Annotated in this window: 17 protein-coding genes; 12 read left to right on the top strand and 5 right to left on the bottom strand. The window is 71.3% G+C overall.

Going from position 1 to position 20,304, the window contains the following annotated elements; genetic code table 11:
- Positions 1-19: 19 nt before the first annotated feature.
- The gene (locus RBR11_RS06135; RefSeq protein WP_308488435.1) at positions 20-625 is read right to left on the bottom strand and encodes a hypothetical protein; all 606 of its coding nucleotides are present in this window, start codon (positions 623-625) and stop codon (positions 20-22) included.
- Between the two features lie 163 nt (positions 626-788).
- Here RBR11_RS06135 and RBR11_RS06130 point away from each other — a divergent pair, with 163 nt between their 5' ends.
- From RBR11_RS06130 to RBR11_RS06120, 3 genes are all read left to right on the top strand, one after another.
- Positions 789-3,275, top strand: coding sequence for a polysaccharide lyase 8 family protein (locus tag RBR11_RS06130; RefSeq protein ID WP_308488434.1), 2,487 nt, complete (start codon positions 789-791; stop codon positions 3,273-3,275).
- Positions 3,276-3,669: 394 nt separating this feature from the next.
- Positions 3,670-4,824, top strand: coding sequence for a glycosyltransferase (locus RBR11_RS06125; protein WP_308488733.1), 1,155 nt, complete (start codon positions 3,670-3,672; stop codon positions 4,822-4,824).
- Between the two features lie 13 nt (positions 4,825-4,837).
- Positions 4,838-6,067, top strand: a complete 1,230-nt coding sequence (locus RBR11_RS06120) for a glycosyltransferase family 4 protein (RefSeq protein WP_308488433.1) — start codon at positions 4,838-4,840, stop codon at positions 6,065-6,067.
- A gap of 19 nt (positions 6,068-6,086) precedes the next feature.
- On the opposite strand, the gene RBR11_RS06115 is transcribed toward RBR11_RS06120, so the two are convergent.
- Both RBR11_RS06115 and RBR11_RS06110 read right to left on the bottom strand, forming a co-directional pair.
- On the bottom strand, positions 6,087-6,779 hold the full coding sequence (locus RBR11_RS06115; protein ID WP_308488432.1) for a lipoate--protein ligase family protein: 693 nt from the start codon (positions 6,777-6,779) through the stop codon (positions 6,087-6,089).
- A 4-nt stretch (positions 6,780-6,783) separates the two neighbouring features.
- Positions 6,784-7,509, bottom strand: a complete 726-nt coding sequence (locus RBR11_RS06110) for an NRDE family protein (protein WP_308488431.1) — start codon at positions 7,507-7,509, stop codon at positions 6,784-6,786.
- 105 nt (positions 7,510-7,614) lie between these two features.
- Between RBR11_RS06110 and coaBC the strand changes: the two genes are divergently transcribed.
- The 7 genes from coaBC to RBR11_RS06075 all read left to right on the top strand — a co-directional run bounded on the left by coaBC (position 7,615) and on the right by RBR11_RS06075 (position 14,118).
- Entirely contained in the window at positions 7,615-8,838 is a 1,224-nt protein-coding gene (coaBC, locus tag RBR11_RS06105) for a bifunctional phosphopantothenoylcysteine decarboxylase/phosphopantothenate--cysteine ligase CoaBC (protein ID WP_308488430.1), read from the top strand.
- A 106-nt stretch (positions 8,839-8,944) separates the two neighbouring features.
- Positions 8,945-9,802 (top strand): HpcH/HpaI aldolase/citrate lyase family protein, encoded by an 858-nt coding sequence (locus tag RBR11_RS06100; protein WP_308488429.1) that lies wholly within the window; start codon positions 8,945-8,947, stop codon positions 9,800-9,802.
- Positions 9,803-9,861: 59 nt separating this feature from the next.
- Complete coding sequence (gene bcp / locus RBR11_RS06095) at positions 9,862-10,329, top strand: thioredoxin-dependent thiol peroxidase (RefSeq protein WP_308488428.1); 468 nt, start codon at positions 9,862-9,864, stop codon at positions 10,327-10,329.
- Between the two features lie 329 nt (positions 10,330-10,658).
- Positions 10,659-11,159: a 2-oxo-4-hydroxy-4-carboxy-5-ureidoimidazoline decarboxylase gene (gene uraD / locus RBR11_RS06090; protein ID WP_308488427.1), complete on the top strand. Its 501-nt coding sequence runs from the start codon at positions 10,659-10,661 to the stop codon at positions 11,157-11,159.
- Positions 11,156-11,497 carry a hydroxyisourate hydrolase gene (gene uraH / locus RBR11_RS06085; protein WP_308488426.1) on the top strand — a complete coding sequence of 114 codons (342 nt, stop codon included), beginning with the start codon at positions 11,156-11,158 and terminating at the stop codon, positions 11,495-11,497. Before uraD ends, uraH begins: the two co-directional genes overlap by 4 nt.
- Before the next feature lie 8 nt (positions 11,498-11,505).
- On the top strand, positions 11,506-12,399 hold the full coding sequence (gene pucL / locus RBR11_RS06080; protein ID WP_308488425.1) for a factor-independent urate hydroxylase: 894 nt from the start codon (positions 11,506-11,508) through the stop codon (positions 12,397-12,399).
- 222 nt (positions 12,400-12,621) lie between these two features.
- Entirely contained in the window at positions 12,622-14,118 is a 1,497-nt protein-coding gene (locus RBR11_RS06075; protein WP_308488424.1) for a nucleobase:cation symporter-2 family protein, read from the top strand.
- Positions 14,119-14,381: 263 nt separating this feature from the next.
- On the opposite strand, the gene RBR11_RS06070 is transcribed toward RBR11_RS06075, so the two are convergent.
- Positions 14,382-15,128, bottom strand: coding sequence for an SDR family oxidoreductase (locus RBR11_RS06070; RefSeq protein ID WP_308488423.1), 747 nt, complete (start codon positions 15,126-15,128; stop codon positions 14,382-14,384).
- Positions 15,129-15,196: 68 nt separating this feature from the next.
- On the opposite strand from RBR11_RS06070, the gene aceE reads away from it, so the two are divergent.
- Together aceE and RBR11_RS06060 are read left to right on the top strand one after the other, a co-directional pair.
- Positions 15,197-17,908 carry a pyruvate dehydrogenase (acetyl-transferring), homodimeric type gene (gene aceE / locus RBR11_RS06065; protein WP_308488422.1) on the top strand — a complete coding sequence of 904 codons (2,712 nt, stop codon included), beginning with the start codon at positions 15,197-15,199 and terminating at the stop codon, positions 17,906-17,908.
- Between the two features lie 308 nt (positions 17,909-18,216).
- Positions 18,217-19,140 (top strand): endonuclease domain-containing protein, encoded by a 924-nt coding sequence (locus RBR11_RS06060; RefSeq protein ID WP_308488421.1) that lies wholly within the window; start codon positions 18,217-18,219, stop codon positions 19,138-19,140.
- Between the two features lie 273 nt (positions 19,141-19,413).
- Here the strand turns inward: RBR11_RS06060 and RBR11_RS06055 are convergent, their stop codons facing one another.
- On the bottom strand, positions 19,414-20,184 hold the full coding sequence (locus RBR11_RS06055; RefSeq protein WP_308488420.1) for an IclR family transcriptional regulator: 771 nt from the start codon (positions 20,182-20,184) through the stop codon (positions 19,414-19,416).
- Positions 20,185-20,304: the final 120 nt, after the last annotated feature.

The raw sequence follows: 20,304 nt of genomic DNA, 5'->3' as shown, positions 1-20,304 counted from the left end.
GGGCGAGGGTGCCGCCGGGTCAGGCCGGCGGCAGCCGCAGCACGGGGCCGGATTCGCCGACGGACAGGTCGTCGGCGGTGCGCAGGGTGCGGGCGAGGTCGTCGACGTCCCGGATCACCGTGCCGAACCGCTCGCGGTCGGCGCACACCGCCTGCAGCGTGATCAGGTGGGTGCCGGTGTCCCAGGTGTAGGTCGCGAACGGCGGCGTGGATGCCCGCCCGTTCGCACCGGGCGGCGGCAGCGGCACGACGAGCCGCTCGCCCGTGCCGAGGTAGGGGTTCGCGAACTCCTCGGTGTCGTCGTACTCCATCGGCATCATCGCGCGCGCCGTGCGCAGCTGCGGGGTGAGCTCCTGCGCGCTCGCCATCGCGACGATGAGCTCGGGCTCGGCCTTCCAGGTCCACACGAGCACGCGGCCGTCGGCCCGGCGCATGAGGAACGGGGCCGCCTGGCTCAGCGCCCACGCGCCGAAGCCGGATCCGGGCCGTGCCTCGGCGCCGAACGCCGCGCCGGCCTGGCCGAGCAGCATCCGGATCGCCGCCTTGCGTTGGCGGCGTCCCTTGAAGCCCAGGGAACCGGTCACGGGGATCCAGCGTTCCGGGTCGGCGTCGGCGATCAGGCGCATGATCCGAGGGTACGGCGTGAACGTGGGCGCCGGCCGTGCACGGCCTCTGCGGATCCCGATTGATATGTACGTACGGTCTACTATTTGGTTGGGAAAGCGTATACCGTGGTCGTCGAATCCCCTTCCCCGAACGATCCGGAGGCCGATGATGTCCCCTCTCGACATGAACCGCCGTGCGCTGCTCGGACTGCTGGGCGCCGGCGCGCTCGTCGTCGCAGCCGGCGAATCCGCCAGTGCCGGCACCCGCCAGGGCGCCCGCACGACGACCGGCGGTGCGCTCGCCATGGGCCTGAGCCCGTTCGCCGCGACCGACGATCCGCTCTCCGTGCTCATCGCGCGCCGTCGGGTGATGCTCGCCGGCGACGGCAGTGCGGCGTCCGTGCCCGAGCTCGCCGGCGTGCTGAGCGGCATGAGCACGAAGGCCACCGACTCCTGGAACGCGATGGTCCGTCCCGCGGCGACCCCCGGCATCTGGGCCGACCTGCCCCTCGCGGGCGTCAGCGGCACGCTCCTCTCCGGGAACATGGGCGTCACGTTCAACCGGATCTTCGACCTCGCCCTCGCGTATTCGACCGCCGGCTGCGCGCAGCACGGCGACGCCGCGCTCGCCGCCGACCTCGTCGACGCACTCACCTGGCTCAGCGCGAACGTCTACAAGGCCGGCGCGTCGCCGGTCGGCAACTGGTGGTTCTGGGAGATCGGCGTGCCCCGCAAGGCCGCCGACATCTGCGTCCTGCTGCACGACGTCGTCCCGGCCGACCTGCGCACGGCGCTGATGGCGGCGGCCCGCTACTTCACCCCCGACCCGAACTGGCGCGGCCGCGGCACGAGCTTCGCCGAGACCGGCGCGAACCGCACCGACAAGGCGCTGTCGTGCGCGCTGCGCGGGATTCTCGACTCCCGTACCGACGAGATCGCACTCGCCCGCGACGCGCTCAGCGACACGGTCCGCGCCGGCCGCAACAGCGTGTTCGGCTATGTCACGAGCGGCGACGGCTTCTACGCCGACGGATCCTTCGTGCAGCACACGTACCTGCCGTACGTCGGCACGTACGGCGTGGTCACCCTCGGCGGCATCGCCGAGATCCTGAGCCTGCTCGGCGGCAGCGACTGGGACGTGACGGATCCGAAGAAGTCCGTGATCCTGGACGCCGTCGAAGCGACCTACGCGCCGTTCGTCTGGAACGGCCGGATGATGGAGGCCGTCCGCGGCCGCGCCGTCTCGCGCCAGGGCGAGCCCGACTTCGTCGACGGCGCCTCCGCGATCACCGCGATCCTGCTGCTCGCCCCGGGCGCGGGCGAGCCGTACCGCAGTCGCTACCTGTCGCTCGTGAAGGGCTGGCTGCTGCGCTGCACCGACGAGAAGCTGTACGGCCTGCCCACCCAGACCGTCGCCAAGTCGCTCCTGGTCACGTCGGCCCTCGCCGACTCCTCGATCACCCCGGCGGACGCCCCGGTGTACACCAGGGCGTTCGGCGACCAGGACCGCCTCGTGCACCACCGCCCGAACTTCAGCGCCGTGGTCAACCTCTCCTCGAAGCGGATCGGCCGCTACGAGTGGGGCAACAAGGAGAACAATCTCGGCTGGTATCAGGGCGACGGCCTGACCTTCTTCTACAGCTCGGCGGATCCGGCGCAGTACAGCGCCGACTTCTGGCCCACGATCGACCCGTACCGGCTGCCCGGAACGACCGTCACGGCGGCGCCGCGGGCGAACGGCGCGGCGGACGGCACCGGGATCCCGCGCGCGTTCCAGGCGTTCGGCGGCGGCCTCGCGCTCGAGGAGCGCTGGGGCATCCAGGGCATGGATCACCTGAACTTCGACAAGAGCCTGAGCGCCCGCAAGTCCTGGTTCTTCCTCGACGACAAGGTCGTCTGCCTCGGCGCGGCGATCACCTCGGCGTCCGGCTTCGACGTCTACACGACCGTCGACAACCGGTCGTTCGCGCCGGGGACCGTGCCGAACGTGCGCACCGACAACCGCAACCGGGTGCTCACCGCCGCCGACGGCGCGATCACCGTCAAGCGCAACGCGCACATCATGGGCCACGGCGGCTACGTCTTCCTCCGGGGCGAGAACGTCAGCGGCACGATCGACGTGCAGGTCGTGCCCCGCTCGGGCGACTGGCACAGCATCAACTCCGGATCCGACACGGGCGGGACGACCGACGTCAAGAACCGCGACTACGTCACCGTCACCCACCACCACGGCAAGGATCCGTCCGGCGGCGGCTACGCGTACATGGTGCTTCCGAACGTGGACCACTCGGTCACCTTCACCGAGTCCGACGCGCCGACCGTCGAGGTCCTGGCGAACAACGCGCAGGCCCAGGCGATCCGGGTCGCGAGCCTCGGCCTGACGCTCGCGAACTTCTTCCAGGCGACGCCGGCCGGCCAGACGCCGGCGTCGGGCGCCGCGGTGACCGGGCCGTGCTCGCTCGCGGTGCACACCGACTCCGGCCGCACCACGGTCGCGCTGTCCGACCCGAGCCGCACGCAGACGACGGCGCAGGTCGTGCTCGCCGGCGTCGCGGAGACGACGGTGATCGAGGGCGACGACGGCGTGCGGGTGGTGTCGACGTCGCCGCTGACCCTCGAGTTCGCACTCGACGGCCACGGGCATGCGAAGCGGGTCGTGCTCGGCGCCTGAGGCGTCGGCGAACGGGCGGCCCGGTCGATACCGGGCCGCCCGTCCGCGTCTCGAACTCAGGAGGAATCGGTCGGATCCGCGGAGAACCGGCGGGGTAGGGCGACATGGACTGAGTCCGGGACGGAAGGCCGTACCGGATCCGCCTCCGAAGGAAGTTCAGCCCCCTCCGGTAGAGTGGCGTCCGCCCGATCCAGGCCACCTCCGCGGCGCAGAACGAGCGGCCCGCGGCCCAGCAAAGGCAGCAAATCACGTGACTTCCCCCGGCGATCATCGCCCTTCGGACGCCCCCGAGCCCTCGACCGCCGACACCACCGGTGCCGACGGCGCCCCGGAGGGATCCGTCGCACCCGAGACGGACGGATCCGGATCCGCCCCGGCGAAGCGCCCGCTCACGATCGTCATCGGCGCAGACACCTTCTGGCCCGACGTCAACGGTGCGGCCCGGTTCACCGAGCGTCTCGCGGCCGGGCTCGTGCAGCGCGGGCACGACGTGCACGTCGTCGCCCCGAACCAGGCGTACCGCTCCGTCAAGCCCCGCATCGAGGTGATCGAGGGCGAGGCCATGACGCTGCACCGCCTGCCGTCGGTGCGCTGGGCGCCGCACGACTGGCTGCGGTTCATCTGGCCGTGGCGCTCCAAGCACTACGCGCGGAAGGTGCTCGACGAGGTCAGGCCCGACGTCGTGCACATCCAGTCGCACATCATCATCGGCCGCGGACTGTCCCGCATCGCGCACCAGCGCGGGATCCCGGTGATCGCGACCAACCACGTCATGGCCGAGAACATCCTCGACCACACCACGATGCCGAAGTTCATCGACGACATCATGCTGCACCTCGCCTGGGCCGACGCCAAGCGCACCTTCGACCTCACCCGCGCGGTGACCACGCCCACGCGCCGCGCCGCCGACTTCCTCGAGCGCACGGTCGACGTCGAGGGCGTCATCCCGATCAGCTGCGGCATCGACCGGACCCAGTACACGCCGGTCGTCGCGCCGCGGGAGAAGAACCGGATCGTGTTCGTCGGCCGGCTCACCGCCGAGAAGCAGGTCGACGTGATCCTGCGTGCGATGACGAAGCTCGATCCCGCCCTCGACGTCAGCTTCGACATCGTCGGCGGCGGCGACCAGCGCAAGATGCTGGAGGGGCTCACCCACCAGCTGGGGCTGCAGGACCGGGTCACGTTCCACGGCCGGATCTCCGACGCCGAGCTGCGAGGGCTGCTCTCGCGCGCGTCGCTGTTCGTGATCGCCTCGGTCGCCGAGCTGCAGTCGATCGCGACCATGGAGGCCATGGCCTCGGCGCTGCCGATCGTCGCGGCGGACGCCGTCGCGCTGCCGCACCTCGTGCACGACGGGCAGAACGGCTACCTGTTCGAGCCCGGCAACGTGGCCGAGCTCGCCGCGCGGCTCACCGACGTGCTCACAGCGGATCCGGCGGAGTACGAGCGGATGCAGCGCGCCTCCCTGGACGGGGTCGCCGTGCACGACATCAACCGCACCCTCGACACCTTCGAGGCGCTGTACCGCGGCGAAGCCCTGCCGGACTGAGAGGGCCGGACTGATGCACGTCGTCTTCTTCGGCGACCAGCACGCGGAGTCGCTGGGCGGGGCCCAGGTCTCGATGCGGCTGCAGCGGAAGTACCTCGAGCGCGCAGGGCACACGGTCACGATCGTCGCGCCGCGGATGCACTCGCACCGCCATGCAAGCGCGGCCGACCCCGGCTACCTCGATCTGCCGTCGATCCCGATCACGGCCGACCGCGAGTACGCGATGACCTGGCCGAGCCGGCGCACCGACCTCTTCCTCGACCGTGCGCTCGCGGGCCGCCCGCCCGTCGACGTCGTGCACGTGCAGGCCGACTTCTGGGGCGCGTTCATCGGGCACCGGTTCGCGCACCGGCACGGCATCCCCGCCGTGCACACCATGCACAACCGGGTCGACGTCGGGATCGCCGCGGTCACGCCGCTGCACCGGCCCGTGCTCGGCGCGCTGAACGCCTGGCGGCGCACGGCGCTGCGCGGGATCGGCGAGCAGCCCCGCGGCAACGACGGCTGGGCGTACCTCGCCGGGATCGCCGCCGAGTCGCGGGCCGTGACGGCCCCCTCGGGCCATTTCGCGCGCCGGCTCGAGCAGCACGGCGTGTTCGGATCCGTCGACGTGGTCTGGAACGGCATCGACGACGAGGTGCGCGAGAAGGTCCTGGCGGCGGCCCCCCTTCGACAGGCTCACGGAGCGGAGCGCTCGCCCGGCCGCCCGCGCTTCGTCTGGCTGGGCCGGATGAGCCCGGAGAAGCGGCTGCTGCCGTTTCTCGAGGCCGTGGTCGCGAGCGACATCGACGCCGACGTGGAGATCGTCGGCGGCGGGGCTCAGCGGCGCGCGGCCGAGCGGATCGCGGCGCGCGCCGGGCGGCCCCGGATCCACTTCGCCGGCCGGATCGGGTACGCCGACGTGCTCGCCCGGATCGCCGCCGCCGATGCGGTCGTGCAGACCTCGATCGGCTTCGAGACGCAGGGGATGACCCCGTTCGAGGCCGCCACGCTGGGCACCCCGACGGTCGTCAGCGACCCCGACATCGCGGCCGAGCTGCGCGGCGGGCTGTGGGCCGTGCCGGATGCGGCGGCCGACGAGAAGGCCCGGGTCGCCGCGCTCGCGGAGACCCTGCGGATCGCGGCCGCCGACATCGGGGCCGGCCGCGCGCCGGAACCGGATCCGCAGGTCGCAGCGGATTTCCGCCAGTCCTCGCGGACCGCAGCCATGCTCGGGATCTACGAGCGCGCCCTCGGCCGCTGACCGCGGATCCGCCCCGCGTTCAGCCGAGGAGGGCCGAGGTGAGCGCGTCCTCGACGTCGGCGCGGGAGACCGTCGGCGCCTCGACGAGCATCGTTCCGAACGTCCGAGGATCCCAGTCGAGCCCGAGCGCGGCGTTGGCCTCGGTGAGCACGGCGACGAAGCGGTCGACGGGGCCGAACGCGATCATCCCGCTGAGCAGGCGCGCGCCGCGGACCCCGCGCTGCGAGGTGCCGATGAGCTTCACGGACCCGCGGGCGTTGATGCTGTACTCGCCGGGGCAGTACTCGCCGGGCACCTCGCCCAGCCGGGCGTCGACGCCGAGCCCGCGCAGGGCGTCGGCGATGGTGTTGCCCGCCCGCGCGAAGAACGCGGAAGGGCCGGGGTGCGCGTCGTCGCGGTCGACGAGGTCGAACACGAGGCACGTCTCGTCGTAGGCGACGGCGCGGCCTCCGGTCGGGCGGATCGCGGGCCCGAACCCGAGCCGGTGCGCGGCGGCCACGGCGAGGTCGTAGCCCGGCATCCGGCTCTCGCGCCGGGTCAGTGCGAGCGTCGGTGCCGGTGCGTACAGGCGCAGCAGTCGCTCTGGTCCGTCGCCGGCTGCGACCAGGCGCAGCAGCTCGACCGATCGCTCGAGGTCGTCGGCGAGCGGGGCGGTCTGCCGGATCACGTGTCCGGGGACCCGGGCGAGGCGGTCGGAGGATGTGCCGGGCATCGGTTCAGCCCCAGCGTGCGGGGGAGGGGAGCGTGTGCCCGCGCACGTCGACCCCGACGGCGGTGACCTCGGCCGTGCAGTACAGCAGCGACTGCGTCGGGTAGCCGTGCGGGCGGTTGTCCCGGATGATCGCCCGATCGTCCGCCGGATCCAGCTCGGCGCTCTCCGCGAGCAGCGAGATCCACGCCTCCGGCCAGTCCTCGGACGGCGTCGGGTGCGCGCGGAACTCCGGCAGCCACCGCGCGATGCGGGCGGTCTCCGGATCGTCGAGGACGCTGTGCGCGATCATGTGCACGCCCGGGGGCACCTGCTGCTCCCGCAGCTCGACGCCGTCCCAGGACAGCACGCGGGCGCCGTCGGCGGAGACCTCGAGCAGGTTGAAGCCGTGCATCGGCAGGGGCGCGCTCGGCGGGCGCCCGGCGACGGACTCCAGAGCCAGGGCGCCGCGCGACACCACCCGGTCCTCGGGGAGGTCGAGCACGTCGGCGCGGTTGAGCAGCACCGCGAGCCGGGGCGACGCCGACGGTCCCTGTGCTCCGACGGGCGCGGCAACGGCTCGAAGGGCCGCCATCCAGGCGCCTCCGGCCCGGCGGTCCCGGATCCCGATCACGCCGGGGTAGCGGTCCGGCCACCAGGCGCCGAGCCCGTCCCATTCGCGTTGCGGATCCTCGTCCCGGACCGCGAGCAGCCGCGCTCCCGCCTCACCGACCTCGATCACGACCGTGCACACGCGACTCAGTCTAGGGAGCCGCCGGGGCCCGGGATCCGTCCGTCCGGCGACCGGCGCGAACCGGGTCCGGCCCCGAACGGCGGCGCGGTCGGGCAGAATCGAAGGATGGATATTGTCGTGGGCGTCTCCGGCGGCATCGCGGCGTACAAGTCGGTGCAGCTCGTGCGGCTCCTCATCAAGGCGGGGCACGCGGTCACCGTCGTCCCCACGGAGGACGCGCTGCGCTTCGTCGGCGCCCCCACCTGGGAGGCGATCAGCCGCAACCCGGTGACCACGAGCGTGCACGACGACGTCGCCAAGGTGCGCCATGTCGCGCTCGGCCAGGGCGCCGACCTCGTCGTCGTCGCGCCCGCCACGGCCAACACGATCGCCCGGATGGCGGCCGGCATCGCCGACAACCTCCTCGGCACCACGCTCCTCGCGACCACCGCGCCTGTACTCATCGCCCCGGCCATGCACGCCGAGATGTGGGCGCACCCGGCGACGCAGGCGAACATCCGCACCCTCGTCGCACGCGGCGTGCACCTGATCGGCCCGGACGACGGCGAGCTCGCGGGCGGCGACAGCGGCCCCGGCCGGATGAGCGAGCCCGAGCGGATCGCCGAGGCCGCGCTGAGCCTCCTCGCCCCGCAGGACCTCGCCGGCCGCCGGATCGCCGTGTCGGCGGGCGGCACCCGGGAGCCGATCGACCCGGTCCGCTATCTCGGCAACCGCTCCAGCGGGCGGCAGGGGGCGGCGATCGCCCGCGCGGCCGCCGATCGCGGGGCCGAGGTCGACCTCGTCGCCGCGAACGTGTCGGCCGAAGTGCTCGCCGTCGCCCGGCATCCGCGGATCCGGATCCGCCCGGTCGGCACCGCGGCCCAGCTGAGCGACGCGATGAAGGCGATCGCCGCGACGGCCGACGTCGTCGTGATGGCGGCCGCCGTCGCCGACTACCGGCCCGCCGAGGCCGCGGAGCAGAAGCTCACCAAGGAGGACGGCCCGCTCGAGCGCATCGAGCTCCTCGAGAACGAGGACGTGCTGGCCGCGCTCGCCGCCTCCCGCCGTGCCGGCGGCGCCCCGGACGGGCAGGTCCTCGTCGGCTTCGCGGCGGAGACGGCGACGGATCCGGAGGCCCGGCGCGAGCGGGCGCGCCGCAAGCGCGAGCGCAAGGGCGTGGACCTGCTCGCGGTGAACCTCGCCGATGCGGAGAACGGCTTCGAGCGCACCGACAACGCGATCGAGATCATCGGCCCGGACGGATCCGTCGTCGCCGCGGCCTCGGGCACCAAGGGCGAGGTCGCGACCGCGCTCTGGGACGCGGTGGCGGTGCTGAGGATCGGTCCCTGAGCCCCGCCGGCGGCTCGCACATCGTCCCGAGGGGTCTGGTGTCCGCGGAAAAGCGGCGGTAGACTTTTCGGAATGTAGAAATCTAGTTTCACAGAATGGAAAATCCATGAACGTTCCCCTGCCCTCCTCGACCACGCGCGAGATCGCGCCGGAGCTGGCGCGCTCATGGCTCCTGGTCGCGGCGACGCGGCCGGAGACGTTCGACGACGCCGCGGCGTCGCACGCCGACGCGGTCGTGCTCGACGTGGAGGACGCGGTCGACGCGAGCCACAAGGACTCCGCGCGCGAGGACGTCGTGCGCTGGCTCGGCGCGGGCAATCGCGGCTGGGTGCGCATCAACGACGCGACGAGCGAGTGGTGGTCCGCGGACCTCGAGGCGCTGCGCTCGGCGCAGGGCCTGCTCGGCGTGATGCTCGCCAAGACCGAGTTCGGCAAGCAGGTCACCGACACCTACCACCGGCTCGGCGCCCGGGTGCCCGTCGTGGCGCTCGTGGAGTCCGCGGTCGGCATCGAGAACGCGACCGAGATCGCCCGGGCCGACGGCGCCTTCCGCCTCGCGTTCGGCAGCGGCGACTTCCGCCGCGACACCGGCATGTCCGCCGACCGCGAGGCCATGGCCTACCCCCGCGCGCGCCTGGTCATCTCCAGCCGTGCCGGCGGCCTGCCGGGCCCCATCGACGGCCCGACGGTCGGATCCAGCCACCCGATCCTGCGCGAGCAGTCCGCGATCACGGTGGCGATGGGCATGACCGGCAAGCTCTGCCTGTCGCCGGACCAGACCCCCGTCGTGAACGAGGTCATCAGCCCCACCCGCACCGACGTCGAGTGGGCGTTCGAGTTCCTCGAGGACTTCGAGGCCCGCGGCCGCATCGTCCGCGACGGGAGCGACCTTCCCCGCCTCGGCCGCGCCCGCAAGATCATGCAGCTCGCGGAGGCGTTCAACGTCCTCCCCGCGGGCCGCTGACACGCGGAGCCCGCCACCCCAGAGCTTCCCCCACCGATCCCATCCGAAACGGAGACATCATGAGCACTCGTCTCGCCCCCGGCGACGCCGCCCCGGAGTTCGCCCTCGACGACGCCGACGGAGTCCGCACCGCCCTCGCCGACTACCGCGGCAAGAACGTCGTCGTGTACTTCTACCCGAAGGCCGCCACGCCCGGCTGCACGACCGAGGCCTGCGACTTCCGCGACAACCTGTCCTCGCTCGCCGCCGCCGGCTACGCCGTGATCGGCGTCTCGCCGGACGAGGTCGCCGACATCCGCGCCTTCTCCGACGCCGAGGGCCTCACCTTCCCGCTGCTCGCCGACTCCGACGCGGCCATCGCGCGCGCCTGGGGCGTCTGGGGCGAGAAGACCGTGGGCGACCGCACCTTCGACGGCGTCATCCGCTCGACCTTCGTGCTCGACGGCGAGGGCGTCGTGCAGCGCGCCGAGTACGGTGTCGAGGCGACCGGCCACGTCGCCCGCCTGCGCGCCGAGCTCGGCGTCTGAGCGGCCCGCCGCCGCTCTGCCGCGCCTCCCGCACCGCGGGATCCGAAAACGCACGTCCGGAGTCGTCCGGGCGTGCGTTTTCGCTGTTCTCAGGGCAGGATCGGGGGCAACGAGATCCGGGGCGGACCGTGCCACCACGACCCGGATCTTCGCCTCCGCCGAGAAAGTTTGCGGCGGAGGCTTGACTTTCCTTGACCGGGTGGGCACACTACTTACACATGCTGAAATAACAGTTCCGGCATACGGAAGACAATCTCCTCCCCCTGAGCAGTACCGGAGGATCCGTATAGCCTTACGCGCCGGATGCCAGCATGTCTTGAGGATCGAAGATGTTGCTCAAGGAGTTCAACTCCACAAGCCGCGACGAAGCCGCGGCGACTGTTAAGCCCGCTCTCGACATCGCCCGCTGGATCGACGCGATCGTAGACGGACGCCCGTACGCCAGCGTCGATGCGCTCACCGCAGCCGCTCTCGACGCCGCCGCCCCGCTCAGCGAGGCCGAACTCGACGGGGCCCTCGCGCATCACCCGCGGATCGGCGCGAAGGTCGACGGCACGAGCGCCGAGGCCGCGCACTCCCGCAGGGAGCAGCCCAGCGTCGACGACGCCGCGCGCGCCGCCCTCGCCGAGGGCAACCGCGCGTACGAGGCCAGGTTCGACCGGGTCTACCTCGTCCGGGCCGCCGGCCGCAGCGCCGAGGAGATCCTCGCCCTGCTGCAGCAGCGCCTGGGCAACACCGACGAGCAGGAACTCGCCGTCGTCGACCAGCAGCTGCGCGAGATCGCGGCGCTGCGTCTGAGCGCGGCCATCGAGACCGGAGAAAACGCATGAGCGTCTCCCACGTGACCACCCACATCCTGGACACATCGATCGGGCGCCCGGCGCCCGGCGTCGCCGTCGAGCTCGAGGCCCGAGTCGGCGATGGATGGGTCGGGATCGGTACGGGCCTCACCGATGCTGACGGGCGGGTGAAAGAGCTGGGCCCCGAGCGGCTGGAGAGCGGTGCATACCGACTCCGGTTCGACACGGCGGCCTACTTCGCCGGCATCGACACGGACACCTTCTTCCCGGAGGTGGTGTTGACCTTCCAGGTCGACGCTGAGCAGGCGCACTATCACGTGCCGCTGCTGCTCAGCCCGTTCGCCTATTCCACTTACCGAGGAAGCTGAGTACGAAAATGACCAACATCATTCTGGGCAAGAACCAGTACGGCAAGGCCGAGAACCGCGTCGTCCGCATCACCCGCGACTCGCCCCGTCACGAGATCGAGGACCTGAACGTCACCTCGCAGCTGCGCGGCGACTTCGCCAGCGCGCACTTCGACGGCAACAACGAGCACGTCGTCGCCACCGACACGCAGAAGAACACCGTGTACGCCTTCGCCAAGGACGGCATCGGCAGCCCGGAGGACTTCCTGCTGCGCCTCGGCCGGCACTTCACCGGCGAGTTCGACTGGGTGACCGGCGGCCGCTGGGAGGCGGAGCAGTACACCTGGCTGCGCATCGAGGGCGACAACGGCGAGCACGACCACTCGTTCGTGCGCGGCGGCACCGAGACCCGCACCGCCGTGGTGCAGATCGACGGCGACGACACCACGATCATCGCGGGCCTGCAGGACCTCACCGTCCTGAAGTCCACGCAGAGCGGCTTCGTCGGCTACCCGCGCGACAAGTACACCACCCTGCCCGAGACCGAGGACCGCATCCTCGCCACCTCCGTCACGGCCAAGTGGCGCTACAACCGCAACGACCTCGACTTCAACGAGGTCTACGCGGACGTGCGCCGCCTGCTGCTCGCGGGCTTCTCGCGCAACTACTCCTACGCGCTGCAGCACACGCTCAAGGAGATGGCCGAAGCCGTCCTCGAGGCGCACCCGGAGATCGACGAGATCCGCTTCTCGACGCCGAACAAGCACCACTTCGTCGTGGACCTGTCGCCGTTCGGCCTGGAGAACCCTAACGAGGTGTTCTTCGCCGCGGACCGTCCCTACGGCCTGATCGAGGCGTCGTTCCTGCGCGACGGCGCCGACGCCGACCACCGCTCGTGGGACGGCATCGCCGGATTCTGCTGAGTCCGGTCACAGACCCCGCGGCCCGTCGCACGGCCGCGGAATCCAGACCGGTCGCTCCCCGTCGATAGCGGGGGAGCGGCCTCGGGTGGGCCCGGTTCGGGGGAAACGGGCCCACCTCTCTTTCCTCACCCCTTCTTTCGTCGCGCCCGGAAACGCGCACCACCGTCCCGAGAGGGATCCGCCCCAGCGTCGGGGCGACATGGACGAGGAGGTCCACCACACATGTCCGCCACCAAGAGCCGCGCAGCAAAGCCGGCATCCACCCGCCCCGAAGACGAGAAGCTCCCCGTCGGCACCGCCTTCGCCTTCGGTCTGCAGCACGTCCTGACCATGTACGGGGGCATCATCGCCCCGCCGCTGATCATTGGCTCCGCCGCCGGCATCCCGGCCACCCAGCTCGGCGTGCTGATCGCCGCCTGCCTCTTCATGGGAGGCCTCGCCACCCTTCTGCAGACGCTCGGCATCCCCTTCTTCGGATCCCAGCTCCCGCTCGTGCAGGGCGTCTCCTTCGCCGGCGTCGCGACCATGCTCGCGATCATCAACAGCGGCGGCGGGATCGCCGGCGTCTTCGGATCCGTGATCGTCGCGTCCCTGATCGGACTCGTGATCGCACCGTTCTTCGCCCAGATCGTGCGGTTCTTCCCGCCGGTCGTCACGGGCGTCGTGATCACCACGATCGGCCTGTCCCTGGTCCCGGTCGCGTCGCGCTGGATCACCGGCGCCAACCCCAAGGCGCCCGACTTCGCGGACCCCGTGGGCGTCGGCATCGCCGCCTTCACGCTGCTCGTCATCATGGTCCTCAGCAAGGTCGGCAACGCGACCATCTCGCGGCTCTCGATCCTGCTCGCGATGATCGTGGGGACGCTGTTCTCCGTCGCGATCGGCAAGGCCGACTTCTCCAAGGTCTTCACCGGCCCGATCTTCGCCTTCCCGACCCCGTTCGCGTTCGGCCTGCCGACGTTCAACATCGCCGGCATCGTGTCGATGCTGATCGTGGTGCTCGTCATCCTCACCGAGACCACGGCCGACATCCTCGCCGTCGCGGAGATCACCGGATCCAAGGTCGACCGCAAGCGCATCGCCGCGGGTCTGCGCGCCGACATGCTCTCCAGCGCCGTCTCTCCGGTGTTCAACTCGTTCACCCAGAGCGCGTTCGCCCAGAACGTCGGCCTGGTCGCCGTCACCAAGATCAAGAGCCGCTACGCGGTGGCCGCCGGAGGTGTCGTGCTCATCGTCCTCGGTCTCTTCCCGGTCCTCGGCCGGATCGTGGCCGCGGTCCCGACCGCCGTCCTGGGAGGCGCGGGCCTCGTGCTGTTCGGCACGGTGACCGCGAGCGGCATCCGCACCCTCGCGAAGGTGAAGTACGAGGGCAACATGAACCTGATCATCGTCGCGGCGTCGATCTCGTTCGGCGTGCTGCCCGAGGTGAACAGCAGCGTCTACAGCCACTTCCCGACCTGGTTCCAGGTCATCTTCAACTCGGGCATCAGCTCGGCCGCGATCATGGCGATCGTGCTGAACCTCGTGTTCAACCACTTCACGAAGGGCACCCCGGAGAACCCCTCGGTGTTCGCGGCGAGCCCGGTGCGGGTCGTCAAGACCGACGTCATCCGCGTCCTCCGCGAGGGGGATCGCTACGAGGGCGGCAAGCTCGTGAACGCGGACGGCGAGACCGTCCTCGTCGAGGACGAGGAGCCGGCGCACGGATCAGGGCACTGATCCGCTCCTCCCGCCGCGCTGCGGGGAAGAGATGACCGATGCGGGGTCCGGCGTGCCGGGCCCCGCTTCCGTCGTCATCGCGGTGCGCGTGCCGCCCCGGGCCGGGAAGTCTTGACAAGAACGCCCCGGGGGAGGACACTAGTTACGCAATCTGAAATAGTTATTCCACAATCTGGAAACGAGTGAAGAAGATCCGCACGATCCCCGGGGGAGCGGGTCCGGGACGAGGAGGTCCGCAGATGTTCGCGAACCCCCGCATCGCCTCAGCCGCGGCCGCCGAAGGGCATCCCGCTCGCCGTGATGACGAGCGAGCCGATGTTCGCCTCGGCCGGCAGATCCGCCATGAACAGCACCGTCCGTGCCGCGTCGTCGAGCGCGAAGGTGGGCTCCACGCGCCGGCTGCCGTCCGCCTGCAGCGCGCCGGATCCGACGCCGAGCGTGGACATGATCTCGGTGCGCGTGTTGCCGATGTCGATCTGACCGCAGGAGATGCCGTGCGGCCGCCCGTCCAGATCGATCGACTTCGTCAGCCCGGTGATCGCGTGCTTGCTCACCGAGTACGCCACGGACTGCGGGCGCGGCACATGCGCGGAGATGGATCCGTTGTTGATGATGCGTCCGCCCTGCGGCTCCTGTGCGCGCATCGTGCGCATCGCGGCCCGCGCGCACAGCAGCGCCCCGGTCACGTTGACGGCGAGGGTGCGCTCCCAGTCGTCCAGCTCGATGTCCGCGGCGGAGACCGCGGGGCCGAACGCGCCGGCGTTGTTGAACAGCACGTCCACCCGGCCCCACTCCTGCACGACGCGCGCGAACAGGGCGTCCACCTCCGCCTCGACCGTCACGTCGGTCGGCACGACGAGAGCGTCCGCATGCCCGCCCGCCGTCTCCCGCAGCGCGTCCTCGCGCCGCCCGGCCAGCGCCACGCGGTAGCCGGAGTCCAGCATCGCGCGCGCCACGGCGCGTCCGATCCCCGAACCCGCACCCGTCACCACGGCGATGCGTCCGCCCATCGTCTTCCTCCCGAGTCTGACCCGCTGCCGTCGTCGGCAGTCACCTACATCTAACAGAAAGGCCGAAGATGCACGAACCTCGCACCTCCGCCGCCCCGGGGTCCGCCACCGCGGACTTCGACCCCGAAGAGACCGCCGAGTGGCTCGAGTCCCTCGACGCCCTGATCGCCGAACGCGGCGCCGAGCGCGGCGAGCACATCGTCCGCTCGCTCGTCTCGCGCGCCGGCGTCGACTCCGAGCCGCGGGCGACGACGGACTACGTCAACACGATCTCCGCCGACGACGAACCCGCCTACCCGGGCGACGAGGAGCTCGAGCGCCGCTACCGCGCCTGGATGCGCTGGAACGCCGCGATCCTCGTGCACCGCGCGCAGCGCCCCGGCATCGGCGTCGGCGGCCACATCTCCACCTACGCGGGTGCGGCCACCCTGTACGAGGTCGGCTTCAACCACTTCTTCCGCGCCAAGGACCACCCGGGCGGCGGCGACCAGGTCTTCTTCCAGGGCCACGCCTCCCCGGGCATGTACGCCCGCGCCTTCATGGAGGGCCGCCTCAGCGAGGAGGACCTCGACGGCTTCCGCCAGGAGAAGTCCCGCGAGGGTCACGCGCTGAGCTCCTACCCGCACCCGCGCCTCATGCCGGAGTTCTGGGAGTTCCCGACCGTGTCCATGGGCATCGGCCCGATGAACGCGATCTACCAGGCGCAGTCCAACCGCTACCTGCACAACCGCGGCCTGAAGGACACCAGCGACCAGCACGTCTGGGCGTTCCTCGGTGACGGCGAGATGGACGAGCCGGAGAGCCGCGGCCTGCTGCAGCTCGCCGCGAACGACGGCCTGGACAACCTCACCTTCGTGGTCAACTGCAACCTGCAGCGCCTCGACGGCCCCGTCCGCGGCAACGGCAAGATCATCCAGGAGCTCGAGGGCTTCTTCCGCGGTGCCGGCTGGAACGTCATCAAGGTCGTCTGGGGCCGGGAGTGGGACGACCTGCTCGCCCGCGACGAGTCCGGCGCCCTGCTCGACATCATGAACACGACCGTCGACGGCGACTACCAGACGTACAAGGCCGAGTCCGGCGCGTTCATCCGGGAGAACTTCTTCGGCCGGGACCCGCGCGCTCTCGCGCTCGCGGAGAGCCTCAGCGACGACGAGATCTGGGGCCTCAAGCGCGGCGGCCACGACTACCGCAAGGTCTTCGCGGCGTACCAGCGCTCGCTCGAGCACAACGGCAAGCCCACGGTCATCCTGGTCAAGACGGTCAAGGGCTACGGCCTCGGCCCGCGCTTCGAGGCGCGCAACGCGACGCACCAGATGAAGAAGCTCACGCTGCAGGACCTCAAGGACTTCCGTGACCACCTGCGCGTGCCGATCAGCGACGAGCAGCTCGAGGCGAACCCCTACGAGCCGCCGTACTACCACCCCGGCGCCGACGCCCCGGAGATCCGGTACATGCAGGAGCGCCGCCAGGCGCTCGGCGGATACCTCCCCGAGCGCCGTCCGAACGCCTCCGGCGAGATCGCCCTGCCCGACGCGAAGGCGTACGAGGTGGCGGCGCGCGGATCCGGCAAGCAGCAGGCCGCCACGACCATGGCGTTCGTCCGCGTGCTGAAGGACCTCATGCGCGCCCCCGAGTTCGGCAAGCGGATCGTCCCGATCATCCCGGACGAGGCGCGCACCTTCGGTATGGACGCGTTCTTCCCGACCGCGAAGATCTACAACCCGAACGGGCAGAACTACCTGGCCGTCGACCGCGACATCGTGCTCTCGTACAAGGAGTCCGAGGCGGGGCAGATCCTGCACGTCGGCATCAACGAGGCCGGATCCATCGCCGCGTTCACCGCCGCGGGCACCGCGTACGCCACCCACGGCGTGCCGCTCGTTCCGGTCTACGTGTTCTACTCGATGTTCGGCTTCCAGCGCACCGGCGACTCCCTGTGGGCGGCCGCCGACCAGATGGCGCGCGGCTTCCTGATCTCCGCGACCGCGGGCCGCACCACCCTGACTGGTGAGGGTCTGCAGCACGCGGACGGCCACTCGCCGCTGCTCGCGGCGACGAACGCGGCCGTGGTCACCTACGACCCCGCGTTCGGCTACGAGATCGGGCACATCATGCGCGCCGGCCTCGAGCGGATGTACGGGCCGGACTCGACCGACCGCAACCACATCTACAACCTCATGGTCTACAACGAGCCGATCGTGCAGCCGGCCGAGCCGGAGAACGTGGACGTCGCCGGCATCCTCGGCGGCATCCACAGGATCGCTCCGGTCGACGCCCCCCGCGCGCACCTGCTCGCCTCGGGCATCGGCGTGACGTGGGCGCAGGAGGCCCAGCGCCTGCTCCAGGAGGACTGGGGCGTGTCGGCCGACATCTGGTCGGTCACCAGCTGGACCGAGCTGCGCCGCGACGCGGTGGCCGCCGAGGAGGAGGCGTTCCTGCACCCCGAGCGCGAGCGCCGCGTGCCGTTCCTCGAGCAGCAGCTCGCGGACGCGCACGGCCCGATCGTCGCCGTCAGCGACTACGCGAAGGACCTGCCGGACCAGATCCGCCAGTTCGTCCCGAACGACTGGGCCACCCTCGGTGCGGACGGCTTCGGCTTCTCGGACACCCGCGCCGCCGCCCGCCGGTTCTTCAAGATCGACGGCCCGTCCGTGGTCGTGCGCACGCTGCAGCTTCTCGCGAAGCGCGGCGAGATCGACGCCTCCGTCCCGGTCCAGGCGGCCGAGCGGTATCGTCTGCTCGACGTGAACGCCGGCACGAGCGGCACCGACGCGGAGTAAGCGCTGCGTGGGGTTGCGTGTCCCCTCAGAGGTCGCGCAACCCCGCTCAGAGGTCGCGCGACCCGCTCAGAGATGGAAAACGCCGCCCCCACCGTTCCGGGGGCGGCGTTTTCCATCTCCCGGTGTCGGCCACTGACAGGTGGAGATGGATTTCGCCGCCCGGAGCGCGTCGGGAGAGGCGGAATCCATCTCTGCCGCGAGGCCGTACGATGGCGCGATGGTCCTGCACAGGGCACCGGATCCGTCGATCGTGCACGGATTCCGGGATCCCTGCCCCGCGCGCGAAGCGGGTCCCAGAGGATCGGGGGATGCACCATCGGATCCCGCTCCCGCCCGCCCTCGGCGACCCGTTCACCCTGGCCGAGGCGGCCGCCGCCGGGATCCGCCGGGGCCGGGCCGATGCGGCGGATCTGCATCGGCCGTTCCGCGGGGTGCGCGCCGCGGCCGCCCCGACGACGTTCGCGGAGCTCGTGGCCTGCGGGGCGCGTCGTCTGAAGCCGCGGCAGCGTTTCGTCGGCAGGACAGCCGTGCGCCTGTGGGGGCTGCCGTTCCCGCAGCGCTGGACCATCGCCGAGCCGCTGGATGTGGCCGTGCCCCCGGACGCGACGCCGCCGAAGACCGCGGGCGTCCGCGGGCGTCGCCTGAACGAGCATCATGCCGACACCTGGCGGATCAGATCCGTTCCGGTCGTGGATCCGATCGCCGCCGTGTTCAGTTGCGCGGGCGCGCTGACCCTCGTCGACGCCGTGGTGCTGCTGGACGCGCTCCTCACGGCTGCCGACAACTACCCGGGTCTGCTCCGGGCCCGTCCGATCGCCCGGGCCGACGACGTGCGGGACCGGCTGCAGCAGTGGGCGCGCTTTCCCGGCCGCGGCACGGTCCGCGAGGCCCTCGCGCTCGCCCGTGCCGGCGTGGAGTCCCCGAAGGAGACCGAGACGCGACTGCTCCTCGTCGGCGCGGGGCTTGCGGAGCCCGTCGTGCAGCACGAGGTGCGTGAGGGCGGTCGGCTCCTCGCCCGCATCGACCTCGCCTACCCGCAGTGGCGGATCGCGATCGAGTACGAGGGCGACGGCCATCGCACCGACGCGGAGCAGTGGCGGCGCGACATCCGGCGCCAGCGGGATCTCGAGGATCGCGGGTGGCTGGTGATCCGGATCACCCAGCTCGATCTGGACGAGCCCGTCGCGCTGCTCGACCGCGTTCGCCGGGCGATCGCGGCGCGGCAGGGCTGATCCGCGGTTCCTGGCACGCTCCCCCAGAGATGGAAAACGCCGCTCCCGCGGGTCCGGGGGCGGCGTTTTCCATCTTCACCCGCACCGACGCGGGGTTCAGAGATGGGTTTCGCATCTCGCGCCGGCCTGAGAGCGGCGAAAACCATCTCCGGACCCGCAGGGCGAGCCCGGGCTGGGCCATGCCCGCGCCGGCCCGGGAGCGGCGAAAACCATCTCCGAACCCGCAGGGCAAGCCCGGGCCGTGCCGGGCCGTGCCGAGGCCGGGGCGGGGCCTCAGGCCTCCAGGTCGGCGGCGATCGCCGCGGCGGCCTCCTGCAGGCGGGGGACGGCGCGCAGCGCGAACTCCTCCGTCACGCGGGCGATCGGGCCGGAGACCGAGACCGCGGTCGGGGTGGGCGCGTTCGGCACGGCCATGGCGTAGCAGCGCACGCCGATCTCCTGCTCCTGCTCGTCGATCGAGTAGCCGCGCTCGCGGATCCGGTCGAGCTCGGCGATGAGTTCGTCGACGGTGCCGATGCTGAACGAGGTCGGCGTGGCCATGCCGGTGCGGCCGACGATGCCGCGCACCACGTCGTCGTCGAGCTGGGCGAGGATCGCCTTGCCGACGCCGGTGTCGTGCACGTTCGCCCGGCGGCCGACCTCGGTGAACATGCGCATCGAGTGCTGCGAGGGGACCTGCGCGACGTAGACGACCATGTCGCCGTCGAGCACGGCCATGTTGGCGCTCTCGCCCAGGGCGTCGACGAGCTGCTTGAGCTGCGGGCGGGCGAGCGCGCCGAACTGGCGGGACGCGCCCTCGCCGATCCGGATCAGCCGCGGGCCGAGAGCGTAGCGGCGGTTCGGCAGCTGGCGGGCGTAGCCGAGCGCCACGAGGGTGCGCAGCAGCCGGTGGATCGTGGGCAGCGGGAGGTCGGTCGACGAGGACAGCTCGCTCAGGGTGACGTCACCCCCGGCGTCGGTGATCAGCTCGAGGAGCTCGAACACGCGCTCCACCGACTGGACACCCGATCCCGATCCCTTGTTGGCCTTCGGATTCTCCGCCATCCTGGTACTCCCATCCCTCATCGTTATTCCATCATGCGAGAGCCGTGCTCCGGAAATCTCAGAGAGACTTCGGAACCGGGTTGCGCAATACTTCCACGATGGAGATAATAGTGTCCACAA

Origin of the sequence: Microbacterium capsulatum (assembly GCF_030865425.1) — a bacterium.
Lineage (GTDB): Bacteria > Actinomycetota > Actinomycetes > Actinomycetales > Microbacteriaceae > Microbacterium > Microbacterium capsulatum.
Note: the sequence above shows the minus strand (reverse complement) of the source record. Positions and strands in the feature narration are given on the sequence as shown.

Excerpts from the sequence above, each read along its gene's own strand:
- RBR11_RS06135 (WP_308488435.1), bottom strand. The coding sequence starts at position 625 with ATGCGCCTGATCGCCGACGCCGACCCGGAACGCTGGATCCCCGTGACC.
- RBR11_RS06130 (WP_308488434.1), top strand. The coding sequence starts at position 789 with ATGAACCGCCGTGCGCTGCTCGGACTGCTGGGCGCCGGCGCGCTCGTC.
- RBR11_RS06120 (WP_308488433.1), top strand. The coding sequence starts at position 4,838 with ATGCACGTCGTCTTCTTCGGCGACCAGCACGCGGAGTCGCTGGGCGGG.
- RBR11_RS06115 (WP_308488432.1), bottom strand. The coding sequence starts at position 6,779 with ATGCCCGGCACATCCTCCGACCGCCTCGCCCGGGTCCCCGGACACGTG.
- coaBC (WP_308488430.1), top strand. The coding sequence starts at position 7,615 with ATGGATATTGTCGTGGGCGTCTCCGGCGGCATCGCGGCGTACAAGTCG.
- RBR11_RS06100 (WP_308488429.1), top strand. The coding sequence starts at position 8,945 with ATGAACGTTCCCCTGCCCTCCTCGACCACGCGCGAGATCGCGCCGGAG.
- bcp (WP_308488428.1), top strand. The coding sequence starts at position 9,862 with ATGAGCACTCGTCTCGCCCCCGGCGACGCCGCCCCGGAGTTCGCCCTC.
- uraD (WP_308488427.1), top strand. The coding sequence starts at position 10,659 with ATGTTGCTCAAGGAGTTCAACTCCACAAGCCGCGACGAAGCCGCGGCG.
- uraH (WP_308488426.1), top strand. The coding sequence starts at position 11,156 with ATGAGCGTCTCCCACGTGACCACCCACATCCTGGACACATCGATCGGG.
- pucL (WP_308488425.1), top strand. The coding sequence starts at position 11,506 with ATGACCAACATCATTCTGGGCAAGAACCAGTACGGCAAGGCCGAGAAC.
- RBR11_RS06075 (WP_308488424.1), top strand. The coding sequence starts at position 12,622 with ATGTCCGCCACCAAGAGCCGCGCAGCAAAGCCGGCATCCACCCGCCCC.
- RBR11_RS06070 (WP_308488423.1), bottom strand. The coding sequence starts at position 15,128 with ATGGGCGGACGCATCGCCGTGGTGACGGGTGCGGGTTCGGGGATCGGA.
- aceE (WP_308488422.1), top strand. The coding sequence starts at position 15,197 with ATGCACGAACCTCGCACCTCCGCCGCCCCGGGGTCCGCCACCGCGGAC.
- RBR11_RS06060 (WP_308488421.1), top strand. The coding sequence starts at position 18,217 with ATGCACCATCGGATCCCGCTCCCGCCCGCCCTCGGCGACCCGTTCACC.
- RBR11_RS06055 (WP_308488420.1), bottom strand. The coding sequence starts at position 20,184 with ATGGCGGAGAATCCGAAGGCCAACAAGGGATCGGGATCGGGTGTCCAG.